The sequence below is a fragment of the Autumnicola edwardsiae genome (genome assembly GCF_031846505.1).
In the GTDB taxonomy this organism is placed as follows: Bacteria; Bacteroidota; Bacteroidia; order Flavobacteriales; family Flavobacteriaceae; genus Autumnicola; species Autumnicola edwardsiae.
This window is the reverse complement of the sequence record NZ_JAVRHP010000033.1, coordinates 1-24,762: the sequence shown is the minus strand read 5'-3', so window position 1 is coordinate 24,762 and position 24,762 is coordinate 1. Positions and strand designations below refer to the sequence as shown.

At 39.0% G+C, this 24,762-nt stretch carries 17 protein-coding genes and 1 other RNA gene; 8 read left to right on the top strand and 10 right to left on the bottom strand.

From position 1 onward, the window contains the following. Position 1 precedes the first annotated feature (1 nt). From RM529_RS08195 to RM529_RS08180, 4 genes are all read right to left on the bottom strand, one after another. The gene (locus RM529_RS08195) at positions 2 to 1,207 is read right to left on the bottom strand and encodes an efflux RND transporter periplasmic adaptor subunit (RefSeq protein WP_311484321.1); all 1,206 of its coding nucleotides are present in this window, start codon (positions 1,205 to 1,207) and stop codon (positions 2 to 4) included. Between the two features lie 22 nt (positions 1,208 to 1,229). After that, positions 1,230 to 2,474, bottom strand: coding sequence for an efflux transporter outer membrane subunit (locus RM529_RS08190; RefSeq protein ID WP_311484329.1), 1,245 nt, complete (start codon positions 2,472 to 2,474; stop codon positions 1,230 to 1,232). Positions 2,475 to 2,973: 499 nt separating this feature from the next. Next, entirely contained in the window at positions 2,974 to 3,123 is a 150-nt protein-coding gene (locus RM529_RS08185) for a hypothetical protein (RefSeq protein ID WP_311484320.1), read from the bottom strand. 597 nt (positions 3,124 to 3,720) lie between these two features. Continuing rightward, positions 3,721 to 3,987 (bottom strand): hypothetical protein, encoded by a 267-nt coding sequence (locus RM529_RS08180; protein WP_311484319.1) that lies wholly within the window; start codon positions 3,985 to 3,987, stop codon positions 3,721 to 3,723. Between the two features lie 948 nt (positions 3,988 to 4,935). Here RM529_RS08180 and RM529_RS08175 point away from each other — a divergent pair. From RM529_RS08175 to RM529_RS08160, 4 genes are all read left to right on the top strand, one after another. After that, the gene (locus RM529_RS08175) at positions 4,936 to 6,120 is read left to right on the top strand and encodes a PepSY-associated TM helix domain-containing protein (RefSeq protein ID WP_311484318.1); all 1,185 of its coding nucleotides are present in this window, start codon (positions 4,936 to 4,938) and stop codon (positions 6,118 to 6,120) included. Between the two features lie 23 nt (positions 6,121 to 6,143). Next, entirely contained in the window at positions 6,144 to 6,863 is a 720-nt protein-coding gene (locus RM529_RS08170; RefSeq protein WP_311484317.1) for a hypothetical protein, read from the top strand. Between the two features lie 516 nt (positions 6,864 to 7,379). Beyond that, on the top strand, positions 7,380 to 10,022 hold the full coding sequence (locus RM529_RS08165; RefSeq protein WP_311484316.1) for a PAS domain S-box protein: 2,643 nt from the start codon (positions 7,380 to 7,382) through the stop codon (positions 10,020 to 10,022). A 484-nt stretch (positions 10,023 to 10,506) separates the two neighbouring features. Continuing rightward, positions 10,507 to 11,973, top strand: coding sequence for a glycoside hydrolase family 130 protein (locus RM529_RS08160; protein WP_311484315.1), 1,467 nt, complete (start codon positions 10,507 to 10,509; stop codon positions 11,971 to 11,973). Positions 11,974 to 11,988: 15 nt separating this feature from the next. Here the strand turns inward: RM529_RS08160 and RM529_RS08155 are convergent, their stop codons facing one another. From RM529_RS08155 to ssrA, 5 genes are all read right to left on the bottom strand, one after another. Beyond that, positions 11,989 to 13,002, bottom strand: a complete 1,014-nt coding sequence (locus RM529_RS08155; RefSeq protein ID WP_311484314.1) for a glycosyltransferase family 4 protein — start codon at positions 13,000 to 13,002, stop codon at positions 11,989 to 11,991. A 3-nt stretch (positions 13,003 to 13,005) separates the two neighbouring features. Continuing rightward, positions 13,006 to 15,351: a glycosyltransferase gene (locus RM529_RS08150; RefSeq protein WP_311484313.1), complete on the bottom strand. Its 2,346-nt coding sequence runs from the start codon at positions 15,349 to 15,351 to the stop codon at positions 13,006 to 13,008. A 329-nt stretch (positions 15,352 to 15,680) separates the two neighbouring features. Beyond that, entirely contained in the window at positions 15,681 to 16,346 is a 666-nt protein-coding gene (locus tag RM529_RS08145; RefSeq protein WP_311484312.1) for a response regulator, read from the bottom strand. A 9-nt stretch (positions 16,347 to 16,355) separates the two neighbouring features. Continuing rightward, complete coding sequence (locus tag RM529_RS08140) at positions 16,356 to 18,278, bottom strand: ATP-binding protein (RefSeq protein ID WP_311484311.1); 1,923 nt, start codon at positions 18,276 to 18,278, stop codon at positions 16,356 to 16,358. Between the two features lie 289 nt (positions 18,279 to 18,567). Further along, positions 18,568 to 18,967, bottom strand: a transfer-messenger RNA (tmRNA) gene (gene ssrA / locus RM529_RS08135). A gap of 310 nt (positions 18,968 to 19,277) precedes the next feature. Between ssrA and RM529_RS08130 the strand changes: the two genes are divergently transcribed. After that, positions 19,278 to 20,066 carry an endonuclease/exonuclease/phosphatase family protein gene (locus tag RM529_RS08130; RefSeq protein ID WP_311484310.1) on the top strand — a complete coding sequence of 263 codons (789 nt, stop codon included), beginning with the start codon at positions 19,278 to 19,280 and terminating at the stop codon, positions 20,064 to 20,066. Positions 20,067 to 20,583: 517 nt separating this feature from the next. Here the strand turns inward: RM529_RS08130 and kdsA are convergent. Then, positions 20,584 to 21,402, bottom strand: a complete 819-nt coding sequence (gene kdsA, locus RM529_RS08125) for a 3-deoxy-8-phosphooctulonate synthase (RefSeq protein WP_311484309.1) — start codon at positions 21,400 to 21,402, stop codon at positions 20,584 to 20,586. 215 nt (positions 21,403 to 21,617) lie between these two features. On the opposite strand from kdsA, the gene RM529_RS08120 reads away from it, so the two are divergent. The 3 genes from RM529_RS08120 (at position 21,618) to RM529_RS08110 (ending at position 24,551) form a co-directional block, all read left to right on the top strand. Next, positions 21,618 to 22,103 (top strand): DinB family protein, encoded by a 486-nt coding sequence (locus RM529_RS08120; RefSeq protein WP_311484308.1) that lies wholly within the window; start codon positions 21,618 to 21,620, stop codon positions 22,101 to 22,103. A gap of 313 nt (positions 22,104 to 22,416) precedes the next feature. Continuing rightward, a complete protein-coding gene (typA, locus tag RM529_RS08115) occupies positions 22,417 to 24,219 on the top strand; it encodes a translational GTPase TypA (RefSeq protein WP_311484307.1) in 1,803 nt (600 codons plus the stop codon). Positions 24,220 to 24,290: 71 nt separating this feature from the next. Then, on the top strand, positions 24,291 to 24,551 hold the full coding sequence (locus tag RM529_RS08110; protein WP_489752731.1) for a YgjV family protein: 261 nt from the start codon (positions 24,291 to 24,293) through the stop codon (positions 24,549 to 24,551). Positions 24,552 to 24,762 lie beyond the last annotated feature (211 nt).

Genomic DNA, 24,762 nt, shown 5'->3' with positions numbered 1-24,762 from the left:
ATTATTCTTCAGATCCCTGTTCTTCACCATTAGCTGTTCCCTTGTTAGTTCCCGTTCTTAGAGGGGTATCTTCCACAACCGTACTTAAATTGGAAGTAACAACATTTTCCTGGGCGCTAAGTCCATTAGAAATATAAGCATATTCAGCATCAGAAAGAACAATTTCCACTTCCCGTATAGAAAGTTTCTCATCCTCCATCACCCATACCGTTTGGTTGCTTCTTATGTAATCCCGGTTTAGCCGCACTACGTTCTGTATTTCCTCCCCCTGTACCTGTGCCTGGACGAAGGATCCTATCATGAGTTCTGGCTTATTTTCTGCCTCCCCCTGGCGTCCAAGAGGATCGGGAACCCTTACCAGGATCCTTGCCAAACGCGTTTGCGCATCTAAAGCGCCTACCTGTTTATCCAGATATCCAATACGAAAAACTCCACTCTGCCAGGCTGTTGTATTTCTGACTTTTACTGTGGATCCTTTTTCTTCTTCGGAAGAAGGAAAATGCAAATACTGAAGTTTTGCAACAGGAACCGTAAGCTCGACCCAATAGTTTTCTGAACCTACCAGCCTCCCCAAATCATCACCCGGTGCCACCTGTGAACCAACGCTAACATTTTGGCTAAGAATGTGAGCGTCAAACGGAGCTCGTATCGTGGTCCGGTTTAGGTTTAGTTGCGCCTGGTCTACTGCAGCTTCCGCAGCTTGGATGGTGGCTTTTACAGCATTTAGCTGAGGTTGCCGAAGCACCAGCGAACTTTCTTCTGAAGAGAGGCTGTCGCCGCCAATTAGATTTAAATCCTGTTGCGCCACTTCCTGCCGGCCCATCTCCACAGCCAGGTCTGTCTCCCGCTGGCGCAACTCACTTTTTCTCAATTCCAGCGTATTTCTGTAATCTGAAGGATCTATTTGCAACAGGATTGTTCCTTTTGTAACAAAACCACCCGGAACAAAAGCCGGGGACCGCCGTACAATTTGTCCGCCCACTAATGCGCTTAGTAGAACATCCTCGACCGGCCGCACTGTTCCCGTCGCCTCAATAGTCGGAGTGAAATTTCCATTTTCCACCTCTACAACCTCTACCAGCATTGCCATTTCCCTTGTAGCGCCTTCGCTGCTTGCAGTCGGTTCAGACATAAAAATAAATGCCGTTACTGCCGCTCCCACTAAAAGGATGCCTGCGCAAATAAATATTATCTTTTTGGTCTTCATTTAGCTCAAATTTTTTTGTACCTCATGGTGCCACAGCTCGTTCTGTTTCAAAATCCCCGGCCAGAGCGCGATAAAGCGATATCCTGATTTCCAGCTGCACCTGCCGGGCTTCTATTAATTCTCTCTGTAACTGCTGTTCCTGGTCCAGGGAAAGCAGCACGTCCAGATATTCGGTTAAACCATTTAAAAATTCGTTCCTCAACTGTCCATTGGTTTTCTTCGCGAGATCCAGTTGCCGCTCAAGCACTTCAATTCTTTCTAATTGCTTCCTTTCCCGTATAAGCGCGTCTTCCACCTCCTGAAAAGCTATAAGGACCACCTGGCCATATTGATAAAGGAGCTGGTTCTTTATAGCTTCAGTACGATCTACTTCAGCCCGTAAACGTCCCCAGTACAACAGCGGCGCCACCAGATCTGTACCCAAAGTGTAAGCCCATTCCCTAAAAAGATTGTTATAACTGTTAGAGCGCGTTTGCCCCGCTAAGGAAAGGGATAGCCGCGGATATTTACTTCTTATCGCCTGCGCCATATCACGATCTGCAGCTAAAACAAGGTGATAGGCCTGTTGCACATCGGGACGACGACGGATTAATTCCAGTGGAAGTCCGGTTTCGGGAAGTGGCGGCAATTCCGGCAGGTTTTCTTCCCGTAATCCCAGCTCGTTTTGCGGCGGATGTCCCAACAGGACCGCGAGTTGATGCTCCAGAAGCGCAATATCGGTTTCGTAGAATATCTTTTGATTGCGGGTACTTTCCAACAATTGTTCCTGCCTTAAAATATCTACGGCACGAACCTGGCCTCCCGTAAAGCGAGCCCTTATCAGCCTCATAATATCTTCGTTGGTCTGGATTTGCTGGTTTACCAGTTCAAGCTGATTTCTGGCAGTAAGTAGCTGGTACCATGTAATACTAATTTCGGCAGAAAGGCTCATTGCAGCAGCCTGGTAGTCAAAAAAGCTCGCCCGGGCCCTGAATTCTTCAGCTTCTATACCAGATTGGATTCTCCCCCAAAGGTCCACTTCATAAGCTGCAGTTAAACCTAACTGAAAGTTTTCCCCTCCTGCAAAATCAGGTTGAGGACGGCTAATGCCACTGCGCGTGGAAGCGTCAATTTGTGGTAGTAAAAATGAGGATTGCCGCCTTACAATTGCACGTGCTGCCTGGAATTGCTGCCATGTTGCTGCAAGATCAAGGTTTGATGTTAAAGCAGAATCTACTAGAGCATTTAAAGCGGGATCTTCAAAAGAGGTCCACCATTCTTCAGGAATCGCTTCGGTTCCTGTATAGGAAAACTGTTCAGGATCTTCAATAGGTGCTTCTACTGTGTCTAATTTGGGCGCACAGCTGTTCAGAAGGTAAAAGCAGAGCAGGGGCAGCCATAATAGAAATGGCGACCGTGCAGGAGATGAACCGGTTTTTTCCGGAAATATAATTAGCGTTAAAATAATATCAACTTCAATGTAAACAATTGCAACTGCAGCATATAAATGCAGACTTAGTGTCGCCTGTTCCGGGTTTTTAATTCTTTAAACATAGGCACTTCCTAAGTTACTATTTTTTTGGAAGCAATACAACAATGGTTTTTTGCCACAGGTGGGAAAAGTCATTGAAGAAGATGAATTCGTGTTTGAGCAAAAAGAAGTCTCCCGTTAAATTTGAAGTAGTATTCCTAATCAAAAACAGGTGGGATGAGGTAAGGGAATTACTGCTGTAGACTTTTAAATTAAGGCTTCAGTATTTAATTTGGCAGTGAATAATTATAAAGTTCTAAGCTCCATTTATTATTACATTCACAACAGCACTAATCACTGCAAGAAGAATAAAAGCAAGGACAAGAGTGAAAAAGATTTTCACATAAACATTAATGCCCTTCATGGTAATTTTATAATTATCAGCAAAAGCAGAAAAGAGTTCCATGATGATAATTTTAAGTTAATACTTTGTTTATCATTAAATTAAACATAAAGATTGATGAAAAAAATCTTTTTCGCTGAAGGGAGAATATATTAGTCAAAGGGACATTTTAGGACATTTCCATGCCTGTTTGTTGTAGTTCTTCCTACTCTTTTAGAATGGCGTTTTTTGGAGACTCAACATCCGGAAGTACTTTTTCTGAAGTAGTATTGCTTTTAAATCTCAAAATAGAAGGTTTAAAATGGCAATTTTAATATGTATAAAGCTTAAAAGTTGGTAATTTTTCAGGAGAAGAATTAAAGTTGCCTAAAAATCAGAGAGTTAGCAACAATAATAGCAGTATTTAGGGAATTTTTTGAAGTAGACTTGGTTTTAAGAGAAAAATGTGGGAAAAAAGGAATGTAATTCTTGTAGTGAAGCACATCTTTAAATACTAGAGCACGAAAATTGCCGTTTTTACCTGTTGACCTTTCTCCAGGTTATGTGCAGAAAAGGATGATATTGGTAACAACGGGAATTAACCCTTGGATTTAGACTTCAGGTCCAAAAAGGGATAATTCCAAATTTAGGCAACTTCAAATTAAATAAATATTCCAGTTTTTAGATAAAAACCATTTCTTCCTTTAAAAGTTCATCATCACAAGGCAGATTTTCCTTAAAATGATACTCATTAAGAAGCTTCGCCACCAATTCGCCAATGGCATCCTGGCGCTTTTCGGCTTTGTTCATATACTGAATTTTCCCCCAGCCTCTAATGTCGCAAACCATCATCTTTTTAGCATCCCGAATTGTTTGTTGCGTCCTGTCGTATTGCACCGGAAACTCAATTGTCTCCCGGATCAGCTTTTTTCCTTTTTCTGAGATCATAACATTTTGGTTTAAATTATTTTTTTTCAAAAGTAGGCACGGTTTGCCTGCTGTGGGTTACCGCAAAATTAAGGTTCGACCTCTTCCTTTATTAAAGCGTTAAGTGCAGCTTTTCTTCGGAAGAAAGTGAAGGGTGAAGAGTTGCATTTCAGGATGTACTGAAAATAATAATTATTGACTTTTTACTACGAATACCTTTAGATTAGCAAAATATAATTTTCCCGCAGATAACGCTGATTTGCGCAGATTTTTTAAAAGGAGGTGTGCTGAAAATGCCAATTATCGGCCTGTAGTTTTTTGTGCCGCACATCCGAGTAATATTTTCCCGCAGATAACGCTGATTTGCGCAGATTTTTTGAAAAGGAGGTCTGTTGAAAATCCCAATTATCGGCCTGTAGTTTTTTGTGTTACACATCGGAGTAATACTTTCCCGCAGATAATGCTGATTTGCGCAGATTTTTTGAAAAGGAGGTGTGCTGAAAATCCCAATTATCGGCCTGTAGTTTTTTGTGTTACACATCCGAATAATATTTTCCTCGCATATAACGCTGATTTCCGCAGATACCGCAGATACCGCGGATTTCCGCAGATTTTACAAAAAAGAGTGAAAGCAGAAAATGGATTTTTGGTTCCTGATCTTTAAAGAACCTTTTCTGTTCACCAAAAATAGTAATGTATTGATCGAAACCGGCGGAAGTGTAGGAACAAAAAGGAAAAAAGTGACAAGCTTTCTTTTTTCCTTCAGAAAAATATTTACATTTGTTTATAATTTAGAATTAGTCTTAATAAAAGCGTTTGTATTACGGAAAGAAACGAGTTGTACAGTGGCAATTGTGCGGTTATATGGTAGTTAATTCTTGAAAAATCTCTAATGACAAAAAAATTGCTTTTCAGAAATTGTTCCGGCCTTGTAATTCATGAACCTTCTCTTTTTAGCCACCCGTTTTTATGAAATCCTCCGCTAAACATTCCGAAAAGAAAAAGAAAAAAAACCGTTCCTATTTCTATAGATTTTGTGCCTGGCTCCACCTGTGGTTAGGATTAATTTCGGGTATTGTGGTGGTTGTGGTTAGTCTTACCGCAGCCATTCTCACTTTTGAGGAGGAGATCAAGTTACTTACAGAACCTTTTCAGACCGTGGAATATGCTGAAAGTGCAGAATTCCTTTCACCATCCATTCTTAGTGAAGCTGTTAAGGAGGAGTTGGGATTCCCATCGGTTTACGGGGTTTATTATCGCGGAGAAGGAAGAAGTGCAATGGTCCCGTATTATGCAGACAGGACAAATTACCAGGAGATTTATGTAAATCCATACACTGCAGAAATTCTTCATAATAGAAGATTGAATAATGACTTTTGGAGATCTATGATTATTGGTCACTACCAGTTATGGCTTCCAAGGAACATTGGAAAACCCATTGTGGCTTACAGTACATTAATGTTTGTTATCGCCCTTATCACAGGCCTGGTGCTGTGGTGGCCAAAAAGGTGGAATAAATCAACCAGGGATGCCAGTTTTAAGATTAAATGGACTGCAAAATTTAAACGGCTGAACTACGACCTGCACAATGTGCTTGGATTTTATTCCCTGCTTGTTGCACTTGTGTTAGGGCTTACCGGGATGGTTTACGGCATGCAATGGTTTTCTGACGCGGTATACTGGACAGCATCTGGCGGTGAAATTCGTACGCAAAATTTACCTGGCAGTGATACCACTGCGGTTGCACAATATGATAAGAGACAAGAAGATGTGCTTTTTGAGCAAGTGCTGGATTCAGGAATTGATCCTGCCAGGAACCGTGTGGGAATACAATATCCTTCCGGGAAAACCGGAGTATGGAATGTAAACATCAATCCAAGCTTTGAAACCAGATGGCAGGCTCTAAGCACCTACTATGAAAAAGGTTCTTTAAAGGAACTAAAAAAAGATCAGAAATTTTCTGAAGCCAATGGAGGGGAGCAATTAATGAAACTGAATTACGACCTGCATGTAGGTGCGATTGGAGGAATATGGACTAAAATTATAGCCTTTTTAGTCTGTGTAATTTCAGCAAGCCTACCTGTTACAGGATTTATTGTATGGTGGAAAAAGAGTGCCGGTAAACGAAGTAAAGCATTAAAATTTCCAACATAAAAAATAACCTTAAAACCAATTTTATGAAAGATATGAAAACCCTGCAGCTGTTCACAATTCTATTCCTGGCAGTAGCATCAGTCCAGGCTCATGCGCTTTATATTGATACCAATCCTGAAGGAGTTAGAGGGAAACGGCATGAAGTAAAAGTGTATTACAGTGAATTTACAGATGGAACAGTAGAAAATGTGGCCGACTGGTATTCTGATGTGGTAAATTTTCATCTTTACCTGGTGCAGCCTAATGGTAACAGGATAACAATTAACACTACTGCTCACCGGGATCATTATAGCGCCAGCTTTGTTCCGGAGAGGGAAGGACCATACCGTTTACAAATTTCTCATATGGCAGAAGATCCTGGAGATGGAACGGCTTACCAGTTTAATGCTTTTGCACAAGTTATTGTTGGAGAATCTGTGCAATCCTTTTCCTTGACCGAAACCGCACCCGATCTGGTATTGATTGAAAAAGCGCAGGAAATAAAAGATTCTGATAAAAGAATTTTCAGGACCTTTTTTAAAGGAGTTGCAAAAGGGGGGATTACGGCAACTATTTTTCTTCCTTCAGGCGAAACCAGGGAAATAGTAAGTAATTCCGAAGGAATTTTGGAAGTAGAACTTCCGGAAAAAGGTATATATTTTTTGGAGGCAACTACTTACCATGAAGAGGAATCTGGTCACACCAGAAAGGCAGCTTACAAAGCTACATGGCGTTGTGCTACCTGGAAAATTGAAAAATCTTAGTACGCAAAGATAATTTTTAAATGTATAAAAAGGCCTGGCTTTCAATGAGAGTCAGGCCTTAATATATATCATCTCTGATTTAGTGCAACAAAACTTTTGTTTTGTTATAAAGAAAAAAATAAGAGCTAAAAAGTTTTCAGTTTTTCAAAAGTGTTTATCCTTCCTACATTACACCGAAAATGTGGATTTTTCGCTATTGATCTTTAAAGTGTAGCTTTATGTTTTCTGATGAAAAATATCTATTTCCCGGTGAAAAATTCGGTAAAAAGAAAAGCTTTGATTCCGGTAAGGCTGTTATAAGCTGCAATTTATTGCTTCAGCAACAGAATAAAGGGACGCGTTGTATATTACTTTTTATTTACCCTGTTAATGATAAGCATAACTCACGTCATTGCTAGGTTCAAGTAACACTTTCGGCTTTCTAAATCAAAAGTTTCCAGAGAAATGAGACTAAATAAAAAATAGTGCTAATTTTGATACCGAATCTTTTTTAAGATTGTCCAGGAAATCGTTTTTATGAAAAAAAACATTCAAGGTTCTAACCGCCAGCTTAAAAGTGGAGCTGCAGAAAATAGTCTCGTGAAATCTATTGTTACTACAGTTAAAGAACCTGTAATGGTGGTAGATAGCAATGGCGGTATAATAGACGCCAATAGTAGCTTTTATGACTTATTTGAATTTCGGAAGAAGGAGGTTCTAGCATTAGAATTAAATGAAATTGGCCTTTTTCAGGAGTTGGATAAACTTCTTGAAGAAGAACAACTTCAGGAGGGAAATATACAGGATCTGGAATTGACGTTTAGCCTTCCAAAGGCCGGCAAGAAAAATTTTCTTATAAACGCTGCTGCTTTAAACGCTGGTAATGTCCCGGGATTGGTCCTAATTACCTTTAATAAGGTTTTTCCTATAGCTGAAAAAGAGAGAAGTGGGAAAAATGATCTCGAAAATTTTCATGATATTTTCTCCCAGGCACCTGCTATGATATGCATATTACGAGGTCCAGAGCATATTTTTGAACTCGCAAATGATAATTATTTCCAATTGGTAGGGAACAGGAATATTCTAGGAAAAACGATAAGGGAAGCTCTGCCCGAAATAGAAAATCAGGGTTTTGTTGAAATGCTGGATCGCGTTTATAGTTCGGGTAAAGCTTTTAATGGAAATGAGTTACCGGTAAAATTAGATGTTGGTAAAAATGAGTTAAAAAATTCCTTTTTGGACTTTGTTTATCAGCCAATCCTGGATGCTTCAAATGAGGTAGATGGAATCTTTGTGCATGCTGTAGATGTGACGGAAAAAGTAATGGCAAGGAAAAAACTGGAAGAAAGTGAAAATGAGCTAAGAAAATTAGTAGATACTGTACCGGCAATTATTTGGATCACTCGACCAAGCGGAGAAAATTATTATCTGAACAAGAGCTGGTATGAATATACAGGCCAGACCGTAAGTGAAAGTATGGATTTTGGATGGTTAAATATGGTACATCCAAATGATAGCAAAAGGGCGAAAGACTTTTTTGTAAAAGCGAATGAGAGTCAGGAATTTTTTAGTACCAGTTTTAGACTGCGCAATAGTGAGGGAAATTACCGTTGGGTCCTGGATAGCGGGAGTCCCAGATATGATGCTCTTGGCAATTACGAGGGGATGATAGGGGTAGTAATAGATGTTCATGAAGAAAAAGAAAAGGAGCAATTAATAGGAGAAAAAGAACATCGTATAAGGTCTATTATAGAACAAGCTGATGTTGCTACCGCGCTTTATACCGGGAAGGAAATGAACATTGATATGGCCAACGATGCCATGATCTCTCTTTGGGGAAAGGATCATTCTGTAATTGGAACTACGTTGCGGGAGGCATTACCAGAACTGGATGGACAGCCTTTTCATGACCTGCTTCAGGAGGTTTACGAGACAGGTGAAACATACTGGGGCAAAGAAGATCCTGTAGATTTAGTGATCGATAATAAATTGAGGACAGGCTACTTTAATTTTACCTATAAAGCGCTGCGTGACGAGAAAGGGGATATCTATGGAATTTTAAACATGGCTGTAGATGTAACCGAAATGGTTAAATCCAGAGATCTTTTAAAAGAAAGCGAATCTCGTTTCAGGCAGCTTGCCGATTTGATGCCCGAGAAGGTTGCCAATACTAATTCCAGGGGCGATTTTATTTATTTTAACCAGGGATGGCTGGAATATACCGGTTTAACAACTAAGGAACTTATTAAGAAAGGCTGGGACAATTTAATTCATCCTGGCGAAAAGGAAGAATATTTAAAAAGCTGGCAAAATTCCCTCCATACTGGTAGAGATTTTGAAATGGAATTTCGTTACCTCAATAAAAATAATAAGTACCGATGGCACCTAAGCCGGGCAGAGGCGGTAAAAGACGAGAATGGAAATATTCAGATGTGGATTTGTACTGCTACAGAAATTCAGAAAATAAAGCTGGAGGAAAAGCGCAAGGAAGACTTTTTGAAGATGGTAAGTCATGAGCTTAAAACACCAATAACTTCTATTAAGGGGTACGTGCAGTTACTGCTAAGTCTTTTAAGAAGCGAAAGAGAAGTAGAGGTCTCAGCGAAACCATATCAAATGTACCTGGAACGGGTGGACCATCAAATTAGCAGGTTAACTCGGCTTATTTCAGAAATGCTTGACTTGTCCCGGATAGAAAAAAGTAAACTTGACCTTCAGAAGGAGAGCTTTAGTCTCAATGATCTTATTTCTGAAACTGTGCAGGATATAAATTATACAAATACAGAACATAATATTCGTATTACAGAGGACCATCAATGTAAAATTTATGGAGATAAAGATCGGATAGGTCAGGTTTTGATTAACCTTGTAACAAATGCTATTAAATATTCTCCGTTAAATCCTGATATAGAAGTGCAGATTAGTAAAGCAGAGGGCGGCAAAGTAACGGTAAGTGTCAAGGATTTTGGTATTGGTATAGACACAGAAAATCAAAAGAAAATTTTTAAGCGTTTTTACCGTGTCGATCGAAATAGTGAAGAAACATATTCAGGATTTGGAATTGGTTTATATCTCGCCAATGAAATTATCCAGCGGCATAACGGCTCCCTTAGCGTAAAAAGTGAAATGGGGAAAGGTTCTGTTTTTACCTTTACATTGCTTGAAGCCTTGGAGGACTGAAAAGATAATTTTTGGTATTATGTGATTTATCTGACTTATGAAGTTCAATCATATTTTTGATTGAGTTTGCTACTCAAACAGTTGTTGTTCTCGATCAATACACCATCAGGATAATGCAGTCGCGCCAGTTCCTCCACCTGCGCCTTAGTCCAGAGATTCTAAAAAGGGATCTTCTATTTTGCTGTTGGCATACTTTGCCTTTTTAGTTTAGACAAGATCTTGTTGTGACATTCTAAAGCTAGTTTAAGTCGGGATTTTGTGAGGAGGCGTTGAGACATGTTATTTGTTTTATCTGACTAAGGTTTTGATAGGCCAAAACAAAATATGGTGTCATGGGGAATTCCTTTTTAGACCTAAAAGCTTAACGAAGTTTGAGAAAATAGGATGTGTTTAAAAATTCCAGGAGATTGATTGTGAAAATTTTAAACATTTAATAGAATAAATTAAAGTACATTTAGAGGAGCTCGAAAAGTCCTTACAGAATATGCGCGTTAGAGTAGAAAGAAAAGATTTCAAATTTTTGCCGGATTCCAGCCGGGTTGTAGCACGTTTCTTTAACAACGGAGAATCCCGTACCCGAAATCTTATAACCCGCATTATGGCTATGGGCCAAAAGGAGCTGAACCACGAGCTGGAGCATACGCTGCGGGATTTTAGCGGCCGGCATAGAAATATTTCCAGGATCTTTTTTAGGCATTTTGAGAATATTCGTGGTACACTGGAAGCCATGGAAGTAGATCATAAGGAACTTTCTGATGAAAGAAAAATGCTTATTGGTTCCTATTGTACCATGGAATATTCCATTGAATCTGCCGCGTTTTTTAATCCTTCCATTATTGAAGATTTTGACCAGTCCTTCCTGGTAGAAGGGGAAAAGAGAGTGCTTCTTTCTTTTAGGGCTACAGGAGAAGGTCACCTCTCTTCCATAGTTTTTCGTAGGGGTATCCTGGACAAAAATAATGATCTCCATATTATGAAGATCCGCAATCATATTGATGCGGCAACTATCGGGCAAAAGAAGTCCTATAATAAGGAACGTTTTGTAGAAAAAATGAAGGAGATGGATATTCCCGATAAATATTCTTCAGTAATTATGGATTCACTTCCTGAACGTTTTGAGTATCATGTGCTAAAAGATACCGTTGAAAATTTTCTGGAAGACCGTAATATCAGTCAGGACAGGAGAATGGCTCTTGAAGAAATGACCTGGCTTGTAGATTCTTATTACGACCTGGAATTTAAGAGGGATTCCGATATCTCTGAAAGGGTAATATTTCCTATTTCTGCTTCTGAAAGTCGCGGGATTGAAGACGCAAGGTTTGTACGTTTTACTGAAGATGACGGGTCGCAGAAGGTTTATGCCACCTATACAGCTTTTAATGGACATACCATAATTCCGAAGCTAATTTGTACTGAAGATTTCTATACCTTCCGAATTATGCCTATGCATGGCGATGGCGCCCAAAACAAGAATCTGGCCCTCTTTCCGAAGAAAATAAAAGGTAAATATGCCATGCTTGCCAGGATAGACGGGGTGAACAATTACCTGATGTATTCTGATAGAACTACGTTGTGGACCAATCCTGAGATTATTCAGAAGCCAAAATTTCCCTGGGAGTTTACGCAAATAGGGAACTGCGGCCCTCCGTTATATACCAAAGAAGGCTGGCTTGTGCTTACCCATGGCGTAGGGCCAATGAGGCGTTATTGTATTGGGGCCTCTTTGTTTGATCTTGAAGATCCTTCCAGGGAAATTGGCAGGCTCAAAGAACCTTTACTTTCTCCCCTGGAAGAGGAGCGGGAAGGTTATGTGCCTAATGTTGTGTATTCCTGCGGCGCGCTTATCCATAACGAAAGCCTTATTTTGCCTTATGCTGTGTCTGATTATTCTTCGACCTACGCTGTGGTTAATATGGCCGAACTTTTACATGCTTTAACCACTGACCATTAATATCAGGTTTAAATATCACCGGATTCCGAGAATTTCCCGGTATGCTTCAAGATAGTTTTCTATCATTCTCCCCGTACTAAAATTGCGTAGAGCATGCTTCCTGCAGTTTTCCGGAGAAATAAGATGCAGAGATTCTGCCGCTTTTATAGCTTCTTCCACGGTTTTTACTAAAAAGCCCGTAGAGCCATTAAGAATAAGCTCGGGCATGCTGCCCCTGTTAAAGGCTATTACAGGGGTGCCGCACATCATAGCTTCAACCACGCTAAGGCCAAATGGTTCATCAAAATATATTGGATGAAGAATTGCTTTTGCCTTACCTAAAAGTTGTTTTCTTGCTTCGGGATCTGCATTTCCCACATATTCCACCTTTCCGCTATCGAGATGAGGTTGTACACGGGCATTAAAATATTCTTTATCCTGTATTAACCCTGCTATTTTTAATTTGTATCCGCTTAACCGGGCAATTTCTATGGCGGTATGAGTGCCTTTATGGGGATGTATCCTTCCAAAGTAAAGCAGATAATCTTCTTTTTCTTCACAAAACGGAAAATCTTCAGGATTTATTCCATGATGTATTGTTCGCAGGTAATTCAAAGATGGATGGCGATCAGCATCTGAAATGGATATGTAGTGAGTGTTAGCATTATATCTTTGATAAACCGGCAAAATCTTAGAGGAGGAGAAACCATGTATAGTGGTCAATATTGGAGTTTTGATTAAAGCCGAATAGGTGAGGGGTAGAAAATCAAAATGATTATGAATAAGGTCAAATTCCCCAGCCTGCTCCATAAGATTACTAATATGGAGGCCTTCCCAAACTTTAGGATCAATTGCCGGGTCTTCGGCATAGCCGCGTTCGCACACCCAATTTAAGGTTCCGGAAGTTATGGAATCTCCGGTTGCGAAAAGGCTGACCTCGATTCCTGATTTTATTAATCCTTCGCAAATCGTTGAAGCTACCTGTTCCCAGGGGCCGTAATTTCTAGGTGGCGTTCTCCAGGCGATGGGGGAAAGTATGGCAATCTTCATTGCCTAATCTTCTTTTTTAAGCAAGGCTTTTACTGTTTTTGCGGTAGCTTCCGAAGAAACTGCGGGAAAAGAGAGCCGTGCCAGTAAATAACTTACGCTTGACTCTGCCCCCTGGTTAAGGTTTACATAAGTAGCTTCCAGGCCATCGTAGCATCCCCCGGTACACGGGTTGTAAATGATGCGGTGCAGGTGGTTGTTTCCTAAAAACCAGTTGAACGCGTGCTTTTTCTTTAAATCATATCCGTCATTTTGAAAAACTTTATTGAATTTTTCCATGGCAAGTATAGTATAGCTTACATCTATGGGTTGTTCTCCTCCAGCACTTATTTCTTTTACATCATCACCCTTATGCAACCAATTTTGATTTGAAATGACGCAGATACGGTCATTCTGAAAAATTTTTGATAGCAGGAAGTCAAAAGAAGTTTTAGCCACCTCTTTAAAAGTTTCGTTGCCTGTAGCAAGTGCAGCACATAACATTGCTTCTGAAAGGACAGAGTTACCATAAGTTAAATAAGATTCATACCACCGCCACGTTTCGTCAGTTTCATGACGGAACATTTGAAGCATCCTGTCTGCAAATTTATCTATAAGTGCAAGGTGAACAGCCGATCTTTTTTTCTGGTTATAATAATAAAGTCCTTTTATAATAAAAGCCATGGCCCTGGTAGAATGTATTTCTGAAATTCTTTGAGCTGTTTCTTCAATGATGCTCTCGGCTTCTTTTGCTTCTTGCTGAAGTTCTTCAGGAAGTAAATCTGCCATGTGATAAAAATATCCCAATGCCCATATGGCCCGCCCTGTGGAATCTTCCAGATTGACAGTGGAATTTTGTTCAGTAAAATTTCTATCAGCATCTACATAGTTTAGAAAAGAAGCATCAGATTGATAGCAGTATTTTATAAAGTTGAAGTAAATTTTGATGTACTTTAAAGCATCTTTTTTGGCGGAACTTTCATAATACCTGCACATGGCGATCAATGCACGGGCATTATCGTCAAGCGTGTATCCCGAAGAAATATCGGGCAGGTAAATTACCGCAAATTGTATGATCCCAAAATCTGTAGTCAGATTTTTGATATGATCAAGGTTAACTTCAGGTTTTTTAAATTTTAATTCCAGTTGATTGCTGACTGCTTTGTTAAATAAGATGCCATGTGCAATAGCAGCATTTTGCCATGCGGTATGAGCAGTGGCGTGTAAAGCATTAAAAGACAGGTTTTTTCTCAGGTTATTGTCCCTCAAAAGCTTTCTCACTGCCTGTACTAACTGAGTGGGATTTCTAAAATCGACTATAATGCCCTTATCGTTGCCCAATACTTCTATGGCATGAGGAATAGGAGTAGAGATTATGGGACAGCCACAACTAAGTGCATAAGAAAAAGTGCCGCTAACGGCTTGGTTGGGATCGCGGGAAGTGAACAGGTAAATATCCGAAAGTTGTAAGTATTCGAGTAGTACAGGAAGCTCTACAAAACGGTCAATAAATTTTACATGCTCATTTAGATGGAGTGTTTCCACTTTCTGCTTTAACATTTCCCGGTAAGTTTCTCCTTCCTGCTTTTGGAGAGAAGGATGAGTTTTGCCAATTATCAGGAAGAGTACATCCGGGAATTCCTGAATAATAGAAGGAAGGGCATCTAAAGTGGTTTCGATACTTTTTCCCGGGCCCAGCAAACCAAAAGTTGACAGAATCTGTCTTCCTTCAAAATGATATTTTTCTTTAAGGATGTCACGACCAGTATGCTTGACCAGGTGAGTGCCATGCGGGATTCTTTTAATATGATTTTTCGCTATGCCATATTCTTCCTGAAGAATTCGGGAAGAATTTTTTGTCATAACCGTTAAAAATTCAGCATTCTGGGCAATTTGCTTTACATGTGCTTTTAAATCTTCCCCGGGATTGGGAAGTACGGTATGAAAACAAATAACAACCGGTACTTTTAAAGATTGAAGAAAAAGGAGGAATTCTTTTTCGGTGTTCTTAAAGAAGCCGAATTCATGCTGAATAACGACCAGTTTAATTGTAGTGTCAGCTGCTATGCGGCTTAGAGCAAAATGATATGAATCCATATCATCGGTATCAAGAACTAATTTTACTTCTTCTCCATAATCATGCTTTTCAAATTTAGATTCAAGTGCGCAAATCTGTATTTTAAAAGAATTACCAAAATGGTTTTTTAAAGCTTTAATGAGGTCTTGTGAATAAGTGGCTATTCCGCATTCCCTGGGAGGAAAAGAAGTGATCATTAAAATTGTCTGGAGTTCTTTTTTAGAAGCAATTGCCACTGTATCTTCATGATCGGACAAAGATTTTTGCCTGCTTCTGGTCTTATTTGCTGTCTTCATCACCCACCGCCTTTATTTAAATTGAAACAGAAACCTGTCACACAGCTTTCTGTTTTAATTTTCAAGATACTCTTATTTAGCCTTATACAGAGGTGGTCCTTCTGGTAAAGTATTGTTAAACCTTCTTTACGTTTTATGCTTCAATTTGTATTGTTAATTTATAGCTTAACATTAAAATAAATGGATATAAAGAATTCGCTTATTTGTTTAAGCTTATGAAGTGTGAGAGATTTAGCCAAGCAGTAATTCAGGAATTAATTCCATTTCTTCTTCTATAACATTCGGTTAAAATCGACCCTACTCAATTTAACTTCCAAAGGCCTGGCAAATTATATTAACTTCAAGTCCTGCATGATGTAGATAAGATGGGGATTTGTTTTCGCGCTAAAATCTTCCCGTAGACTTTTTAGCCTTTTTTCAATTGCACTTTTACTGTTAGGTTTGATATTCTGACTTTTCAATTTTTCCTGAATTTCGTCCTGAGAGAAGCCCTTTGCCAAATACTTTACAATATTTATTTCAAAATCGTTTAAGGTTAACAGGTTGTTTTTGTTCAAAATCTTTTCAATCGAAGGAGAATTATAGGTTTTACCTTGATCTAAATGTAGGATTGCTTTCTTTAATTCTTTTAGTCCGTGGCGATCTTTACATACATAAGCTTCTATATTTCCAGAATCCCATAATTCTCTTACGGTTTGCGGATGATCTTCTATTGAATTTACCAGGATCTTGAGATCTGGATTTTCAGATTTCAGGATGGCTATAAGTTCTTTTCCAGAGTTGATCTTTTCTTCCCGGTGGTCCTCCTTGAATGAAAGATCACAGATAAGTAGATCGAAAGGCTTTTCTTCCTGAGAGGCTTTCTTGGCTAAAAGCCAGGCCTTGTCGCAATATTGCGCATGTGCAACTTCAGGAATATTTATTTCTTCTAAAACAGATGCAACGGCATGGTTGATACTGTCCATATCTTCTGCTACTAATACTTTTTTAAACATGCCGGAATACTATATTGGTATCTGGATTAAAATTTTTAATCCCTTTTCCTGTTCGGTTTCAAAATTAAGTTTTCCTTTTATAGAAAAAATACGGTTTTCCATATTTTGGATTCCATTGCCCGATTTTAGACTTTCCTTTGAAAGACCAACTCCATTATCAGAATATTGGATCTTTAGTAAATTTTTTTCTTCAGAAAAGATTATCGCCACTAAACTCGCCTGGCTGTGTTTATTCATGTTGATCATCATTTCCTGTAAAACCCTGTATAAGACGATCTTTTTCTCGGGACTCAGTTTACTCCAATTGATATTTTCTTCACCACGCAAAATAAGTCGGGTATTTTCTGGAAGGGAAGAACTAAGAGTAGATATTAAGTGAGGCAGGTAATTATCTCCCATCGGAATACTACTATTCTCCCTGGAAATATTACGGGTGCGCTTGTAAATATGATCTAGTTTATCCATGATGTCATTTGATGCAATTTCCTGCATTCCACTCATTACATTATATACATCGTTAGCCAATTCATCGTGGATCTTTTTAGAAATTCTGGTTTCAGTGAGATGGGTTTCCTGAATTTTTTCTTTTTCGTGGCGTTGTTTTAAATAATAAAATCCGAACCCGCTGCTTACCAGGATCAGCAATCCACCAAGAGAAAGAATTATGGTTTGACTTTTTAATTCTTCAGATTCCAGTTGTTGCTTTAAGGCATTAGCCTGGAGATCATCAATTTCCTTCTGTTTTTGTTCCTCATCAAACTTGATTTTGGCAAAGAAATTCTTAGCCTTTAATTCTCCTGTTTTTAGACTGTCGTTTAAATGAAGGTATCTTCTGATGTATTTCTCAGATTCCCCTGTTTCTACAATGCTAAGAAGATTTTCCAGAGCATTTAATTCTGAAATTTTACTGTCATTTTTCCTGGCGGCCTCCAGTGACAAGACGGCATATTCTTTGGCCTGGACCCTATCCTTATTTGAGTAATAATCTGAAAGATGGTTGTAACTAGAGGTCAGGCCTTTTAGATCATTATTTTTCAACCTCATTTCCAGCGACAATCTAAGAGCAACTAACACATTGGCTGTTGAATCCTTGAGCCATTCAGTGTAGGCAAGATTATCTACAAACCTGGCGTGCGATTCCTTATCAGCATATTCAGTTTTGGAATTGATCAGTTTGAGGTAATCAATTGCCTTGCTGAAATTACCATTATCTCTATATGCCAGGGCCATATTATTCAAAAAGGAAAGGCTGTCTTCAGTTGAGGTTGAATATTTTAAACCAGATTCGTAATTTGCTATTGCATCCTGGTAAAAGCCACGCTCACGGTTTGTGATACCAATTTGGTTTAGAGCACTGCTTATATAAGATGAGTCTTTGGTCTTCTGTAAAAGGCTCAATGCAAGAGTAGCATTTTCCTGACTTCCTGTATAATCTGACATGCTGCTCTGGGCATTCGCCATTTCCAGGGATCTTTTTCCAGCTCTCAGGCTATCTCCTATACTTAGATATAGGTTTCGGGATTTAAAGGCATTTCTGAATTGCTCTTTATAATTATTTAAATACTGATGGATTATTGCTTTCCGATAGTATCCCAAAGCTTCAAAATAGGTATTTTCATTAATCCTGGCCTGTCTGATCATTTTTTCCGAATAAGCCATGGAACTATCATATTCCTTAAGTTTGTTGAATGAGTAGATGATCCCATCCAAAAGGTAGTACTTTATAGTATCGTTAGTTATTTTTCGTGATTTAAGGCCTTTTTTAAATTGAACCAGCATTTTGGAAGGTTCCTTAGAATTAAGAGCTTGTTGAAAATATGCTTCTGCTGAACCAGTTTTAATTTCAGCCGGAGTATTTTCCGAGGTTTTATTACAGCTGGTTATGGCTGAAAACATTAACAGCAGGATAGGAAGGTATCGGGGGGATCTCATTTAGCGAAAATAGAAAAAAAATGAAAAATGTGAGCTGATACTGATTGTGCATTCTTTTGGTCTTTAACTTCGAGATTAAAGCACTAAAAAAGTATGCACGAATTAAAACTTTAATATTTGTAAAAAATTGTAATACAGGTATTTTGACCCTTTCCAGTGTGTGATTTTCGAGGAGGAAATTGGTCGCCGAATTGCACACAAAAAATTTGATATGACTTGATATCATTAAAAATGAAAAACCCCGTAAATCCTGGGATTTCGGGGTTTTTGATCGAGTTTGTTACTCGAAAAGTGGAGTCGGAGGGGTTCGAACCCTCGTCCAAACAAGCAATTCAGAAGCTTTCTACACGTTTAGTCTTCGTTTGGTTGTCGATGCAAAGCCGGCCGAAAACCACCAACTTTACACGTATCCTCACTTAAATTTCAGAACTACATCAAGGCCCTGCAGTTCCTATATTTACTTTATCGGTGCCCCTGTTGCAAATGCCGTAAATCAAGGCCTTCGCGGGACATCTCGGCTCCCTGCCTTGCAGGGACTAAGTGTAACCTACTATAATTCGGTTACGCAGCCAAGGCGTAGTTATTCTCGCCGTTTAAAAAAGTGTGAAATATGAGATTTAAGAGCTATATCCCAGCGCTCTACGTGCTTACAACTCAATTAGACCCGCTGTCAAAACCAAGTCGACCCCATTATGTAAAGAACTTATCCTATTTGTAGCATTTTTCATGCCAATATCAAGGGCGTAGCCCCCTTCGCAAAAGCTCCGGTGGCCGGGCTATTCGCTTCAATCTTTTTGCTCATACTTCATAAAAAGGATTTCCGCTGCTATCCCTAACGCAAAAGCAAAGATAGAGATTTTAAATTTCTTACCTTTACAAGATGATTGGAAATTTACAAAAGCCGTATCAGGATTCAGATATTATAATTAGTTAAATCTTTACTGCTCCATTGTTTCTTCAGCACACAACACGCTGTAAATCCAGAATAATCTGCTTGTCATGACTACCGCCAGTGCACCAATAAAATTGATTACCTACAATATCAAGTATGCCAACGAGAAAGACGGTGAAAACAGCTGGTCCAAGCGCAAAGAAAGCCTCAGCAGCCTTATGCGGTTTTTTGAGGCAGATATCTTTGGCCTGCAGGAAGCACTGGAAGAACAATTGACCTACCTTATAAACAATTTACCTGGCTATGCTTATGTAGGCACTGGTCGCAATGAAGATGGAAAAGGGGAATTTAGCCCTATACTCTATAAAGAAGAAAAATTTGAGGTGCTGGAGAGCCATACCTTCTGGCTTTCAAAAACTCCAGAAAAACCTTCAAAAAGCTGGGATGCCGCTTATCCGCGTATTTGTACCTATGCGCTGTTTAAGGAGAAACAATCGGGAAAGAAATTCTGGCATTTTAATACACATCTTGACCATAGAGGTGATAGGGCCCGGAAAGAAAGTGTAAAGCTTCTTTGGAAAAAAATAGAGGGAGTAAATCCAAAAAACGATCCGGTAATTCTTACAGGCGACTTTAATCTTGAACCTGATTCTAAAGGTATCCAGTACCTGTCCCAACAACTTAACGACAGCAAAATAATCAGCAAAGAAGCCGCTTTTGGACCTGAAAAAACTTTCAATGCCTACGAATTTCATGAAACTCCAATTTCCCGAATCGACTACGTCTTTACAGGAGAAAAAATAGAAGTGCTGAAATACGGAGTGCTTAATAACTCTTACGAGCAGAAATATCCTTCAGATCATTTTCCGGTAATGGTACAGCTTCAGTTAAAGTAATTATTCAAAAAAAGCGGACCTTCAAAAATGGCAATTTTCGGCATAGAGAAAAATTCCTTTTCAGAATTTTTGCTTTTAAAATAGTTGCCAGCATCCATCATGCGGAGGACCGTTTTATATGGAAACCTCTTAACCAATATTCAGGAAAAGGCTACCTAAAGTTATGGAATTGCTAAGAAGCAGAATCCAGAATGCCCAGAAAGAATAGTTTTTTATGGAAAATTCTTTTCTTCTGATTATTCTATTGAAAACAAACACAAATAGGAGGAATTGTAAGCCTAAAAAAGGAATTGTTAAGAGCTCCTGGAAAAAACCAATTACAATATTTTCCGATTTCAACACGTACTCGTTGAAAAACAAAAAAGCGAAATAGCAGAAGGTGCATATCGCTGAATAGAATATGCTTTCACCATTTATTTTTGTAATCATGGCTTTATTTTTTAATCACAATCAATTCAATACGCATAAGCTCCGGGGATATACTCTCTCTTTCAATCAAATTGTCACATAAAAGTAACTAAAATCCGTTTATAGTCTTTCTTATAGCTACAAGATGGCTCAATAAATTTTCCAAATGGTCCAGGTGAAGCATATTCGCGCCGTCACTCTTAGCATTGGCAGGATCAAAATGGGTTTCCATAAATAAACCATCTACTCCTGTGGCAATTCCAGCCCTCGCAATCGTTTCAATCATATCGGGACGGCCGCCGGTTACTCCGCTGCTCTGGTTGGGTTGCTGTAGGGAATGGGTAACATCCAGAACCGTGGTTGCATACTCTTTCATAGTAGGGATGCCCCTAAAATCTACAATCATATCACTGTAGCCAAACATCGTCCCACGATCGGTTACCATCACATTTTCGTTGTTACAGTCTTTAACTTTCGTAACCGCGTGTTTCATACTTTCCGGACTCATAAACTGTCCTTTTTTCAGGTTCACGGTTTTTCCGGTTTCGGCGGCAGCAACAACAAGGTCTGTTTGTCTTACAAGAAAAGCTGGGATTTGTAAAATATCAACATATTCCGCAGCAAGGGCGGCGTCACTTATTTCATGAATATCGGTAATGGTGGGAACGTCAAAAGTTTCGGAAACTTTTCTAAGGATTTTCAATGCTTTTTCGTCTCCAATTCCGGTAAAGCTGTCTATTCTGCTTCTGTTAGCTTTTTTAAAGGAGCCTTTAAAAACATACGGAATTTCCAGTTTGCTGGTTATCTCAACCACTCTTTCAGCTATCCTTAAAGCCATTTCTTCCCCTTCAATAGCGCAAGGTCCGCAAAGCAAAAAGAAATTGTTAGCGTTCGTGTTTTTTATCTTCGGAATAGTGTTCAGCTTCATTTTAACAATATTTAGATGCATCAAATTTTCAGGGCATTCTCAGCGCCTGGAAAAAATTCAGTAAAAGAATTTCCTGAAGCAAAGATAAAAGAATTAAATCTTCTGTTCTATGGTTGACAGGAGGATAAATTTCTGGTAAATTTTTCTGAAAAAATTAATAATTGTTTCTTTTAAATTTATCGTAAATTCACAGCAGTGACCCTAAAAATTTTACAATGGATATCCAGGATCTATTACTGCCCCAGCTCCGGCAGGAAGCGGCTTTAACTATTAAATTTTTTAACCGGATACCCGAAGAAAAGCTGGATTGGCGGCCGCATTCAAAATCTATGAGCTTTAAGGAGTTGGCAAATCACATGGCCGAAATCCCAAGTTGGATTACCGCCACAATGGAAATGAGTGAGATGGATATGGAATCCTATGCTACGCCGGACTTTAATACTGTTCCCGAAATTATAAAAGCTTTTAAAATTAACCTGTCACAGGCAGAAAATTCTCTTAAGAAGGACGATGAGGAGTATCAAAAGGATTGGCGGATGCTAAAAAACGGAAACAAAATACTCGAAATGCCGCGACTGGATGTTTTGAGAATGATGGTGCTGAGTCAGCTTCCACACCATCGGGCACAAATGGGCGTTTATTTCCGGTTGCTGGATATTGATGTGCCTTCCACTTATGGTCCCTCTGCAGATGAGCGATAATTGCCAAATTGGAGGCTTGGCTCTTAATTCCACTCTTAAATTCTTCAAAAAATAGTGAAATTCTTCTTCCTAAATTAAAAATTGACGCTTTTCTGAAGCTTTTTCGGCTCTTTTTATTCAGAATTGAAGAAAATTTGCTTTTTCTTCCGCTTTACGATCATATTTTCCTTTTTAAACATAGAATTATAGCCCTTTGATTTACAGTTTATTGCCCGAATTTAGGCGGGATGCCGATTTTTGCAATTATCTCCTTTAAGTTTGCTAATTTCCTGAAAAATAGACGTACATTTGCAGCCTTTTAAAACAGGCTTATATGACAGCTATCAGAAATATCGCAATTATTGCACACGTTGACCACGGTAAAACTACCCTGGTCGATAAAATTATGTACCATTGTCAGCTCTTTCGCGACAACGAAAATACCGGAGATCTTATTCTGGATAATAACGACCTCGAAAGAGAGCGCGGGATAACCATTACTTCCAAGAACGTTTCGGTTACTTACAAAGACACAAAAATTAATATTATAGATACTCCTGGTCACGCCGACTTTGGGGGAGAAGTAGAGCGTGTTTTAAACATGGCAGACGGGGTTTTGCTTTTGGTAGATGCCTTTGAAGGGCCTATGCCGCAAACGCGTTTTGTGCTTCAAAAAGCGATTGACCTTGGCCTTAAGCCTTGTGTTGTAATCAACAAAGTAGATAAGGAAAACTGTACTCCCGAGGAAGTGCATGAGAAAGTTTTTGATCTTATGTTCGAACTGGGTGCCGAAGAATGGCAGCTTGATTTTCCAACAGTTTATGGATCTGCCAAGAATAACTGGATGAGTGATGACTGGAGGAACGAGACAGATAATGTCGAGCCTCTTCTGGACATGGTAATTGAACATATTCCGGCTCCAAAAGTAGATCTTGTTGGTTCGCCCCAAATGCTTATCACTTCTTTGGATTTCTCTTCTTTTACAGGAAGGATCGCTATTGGGCGACTTCAGAGAGGGACTTTAAAGGAAAATCAGCAGGTTTCCCTTGTAAAGCGAGATGGTAGCATTAAGAAAACAAGAATTAAAGAACTACATACTTTTGAAGGTTTAGGCCGTAGAAAGATTGAAGAAGTACAGGCAGGTGATATTTGTGCTATTGTTGGTCTTGAAGGTTTCGAAATTGGCGATACCGTTGCCGATATAGAAAATCCTGAAGGTTTAAAAACTATCGCCATAGATGAGCCTACAATGAGTATGCTTTTTACAATTAACGACTCTCCTTTCTTCGGAAAGGACGGAAAATTTGTGACTTCCCGTCATATTAAAGACCGTTTGTTCAAAGAACTTGAGAAAAACCTTGCCCTTAGGGTTGAAGAAACAGATAGTGCCGATAAATTCATGGTTTTTGGTCGTGGTGTACTTCACCTTTCGGTGTTAATTGAAACGATGCGTCGTGAAGGTTACGAACTTCAAATTGGTCAGCCGCAGGTGATCATCAAAGAAATTGATGGTGTTAAATGTGAGCCGGTTGAAGAGCTGACTATCGATTTACCTGAAAATGTTTCGGGAAAAGCGGTAGAGATGGTGACCATGAGAAAAGGTGAGATGTTGAGCATGGAAGGAAAAGGTGATCGTATGGTTATCCAGTTTATTATTCCTTCAAGGGGAATTATTGGCTTAAGAAACCAGTTGCTAACCGCTACTGCCGGAGAAGCGATTATGGCTCACCGCTACAAAGAATATCAGCCGTTAAAAGGAGGTATTCCTGAGAGACAAAACGGTTCTTTGGTTTCTATGGAAAAAGGAAAAGCTATTCCTTATTCTATTGATAAACTTCAGGACAGAGGGAAGTTTTTTGTAGATCCGGGAGAAGATATTTACGAAGGTCAGGTAATTGGAGAAAACTCCCGTCAGGATGATATGGCGGTTAATATCACCAAAACTAAGAAACTTTCTAACGTACGTTCTTCAGGAGCAGATGATAAAGCGAAGATTGTTCCGGCGATTAAATTTTCACTGGAAGAAGCTTTAGAATATATTCAGAAAGATGAATATGTTGAGGTTACACCAAACCATATTCGTATCAGAAAAATTTTCCTTACAGAAAATGATCGTAAGCGTAATAAAATAATATAATTGTTACATTGCAATAAGGGCTGTCAATAAAGTGGTACTTTTTGACGGCCTTTTTTATACCCAAAAACCAGATGGAAATACTCGGAATTTCAGCAACAGAATGGATTGGTTACCTTTCTTCTTTTTTTGTAGCCATTTCTTTTTTTATGAAAAATATCATAAAGCTTAGAATTGTAAATAGCCTGGGTTGTATTTTATTTATTATTTACGGAATTTTAATCGACTCCTGGCCGGTAATTATGACAAATGCAGTTATTGTCGGGGTAAATTTCTACTACCTTTTTATTAACCGGAAAGACAAACCTGTTCCTGCAGATGAAGTGAAGCCTTAGCACTGTAAAAAGTTAAAAAGTGAAGAAGTGAAGAAGTTAAGAAGTGAAAAAGAGAAGAAGTGAAAAAGTTTATCTTTTATTTTTCCCGACTGCGCTCGAACTGAAACGGACTCCGAACTCCGAACTACAAACAACGAACTAACTATAGTCGATAATCAGCATTTCAGGATACTATCTTTTTTAACTAAACATAAACACGAAACCGACAAAA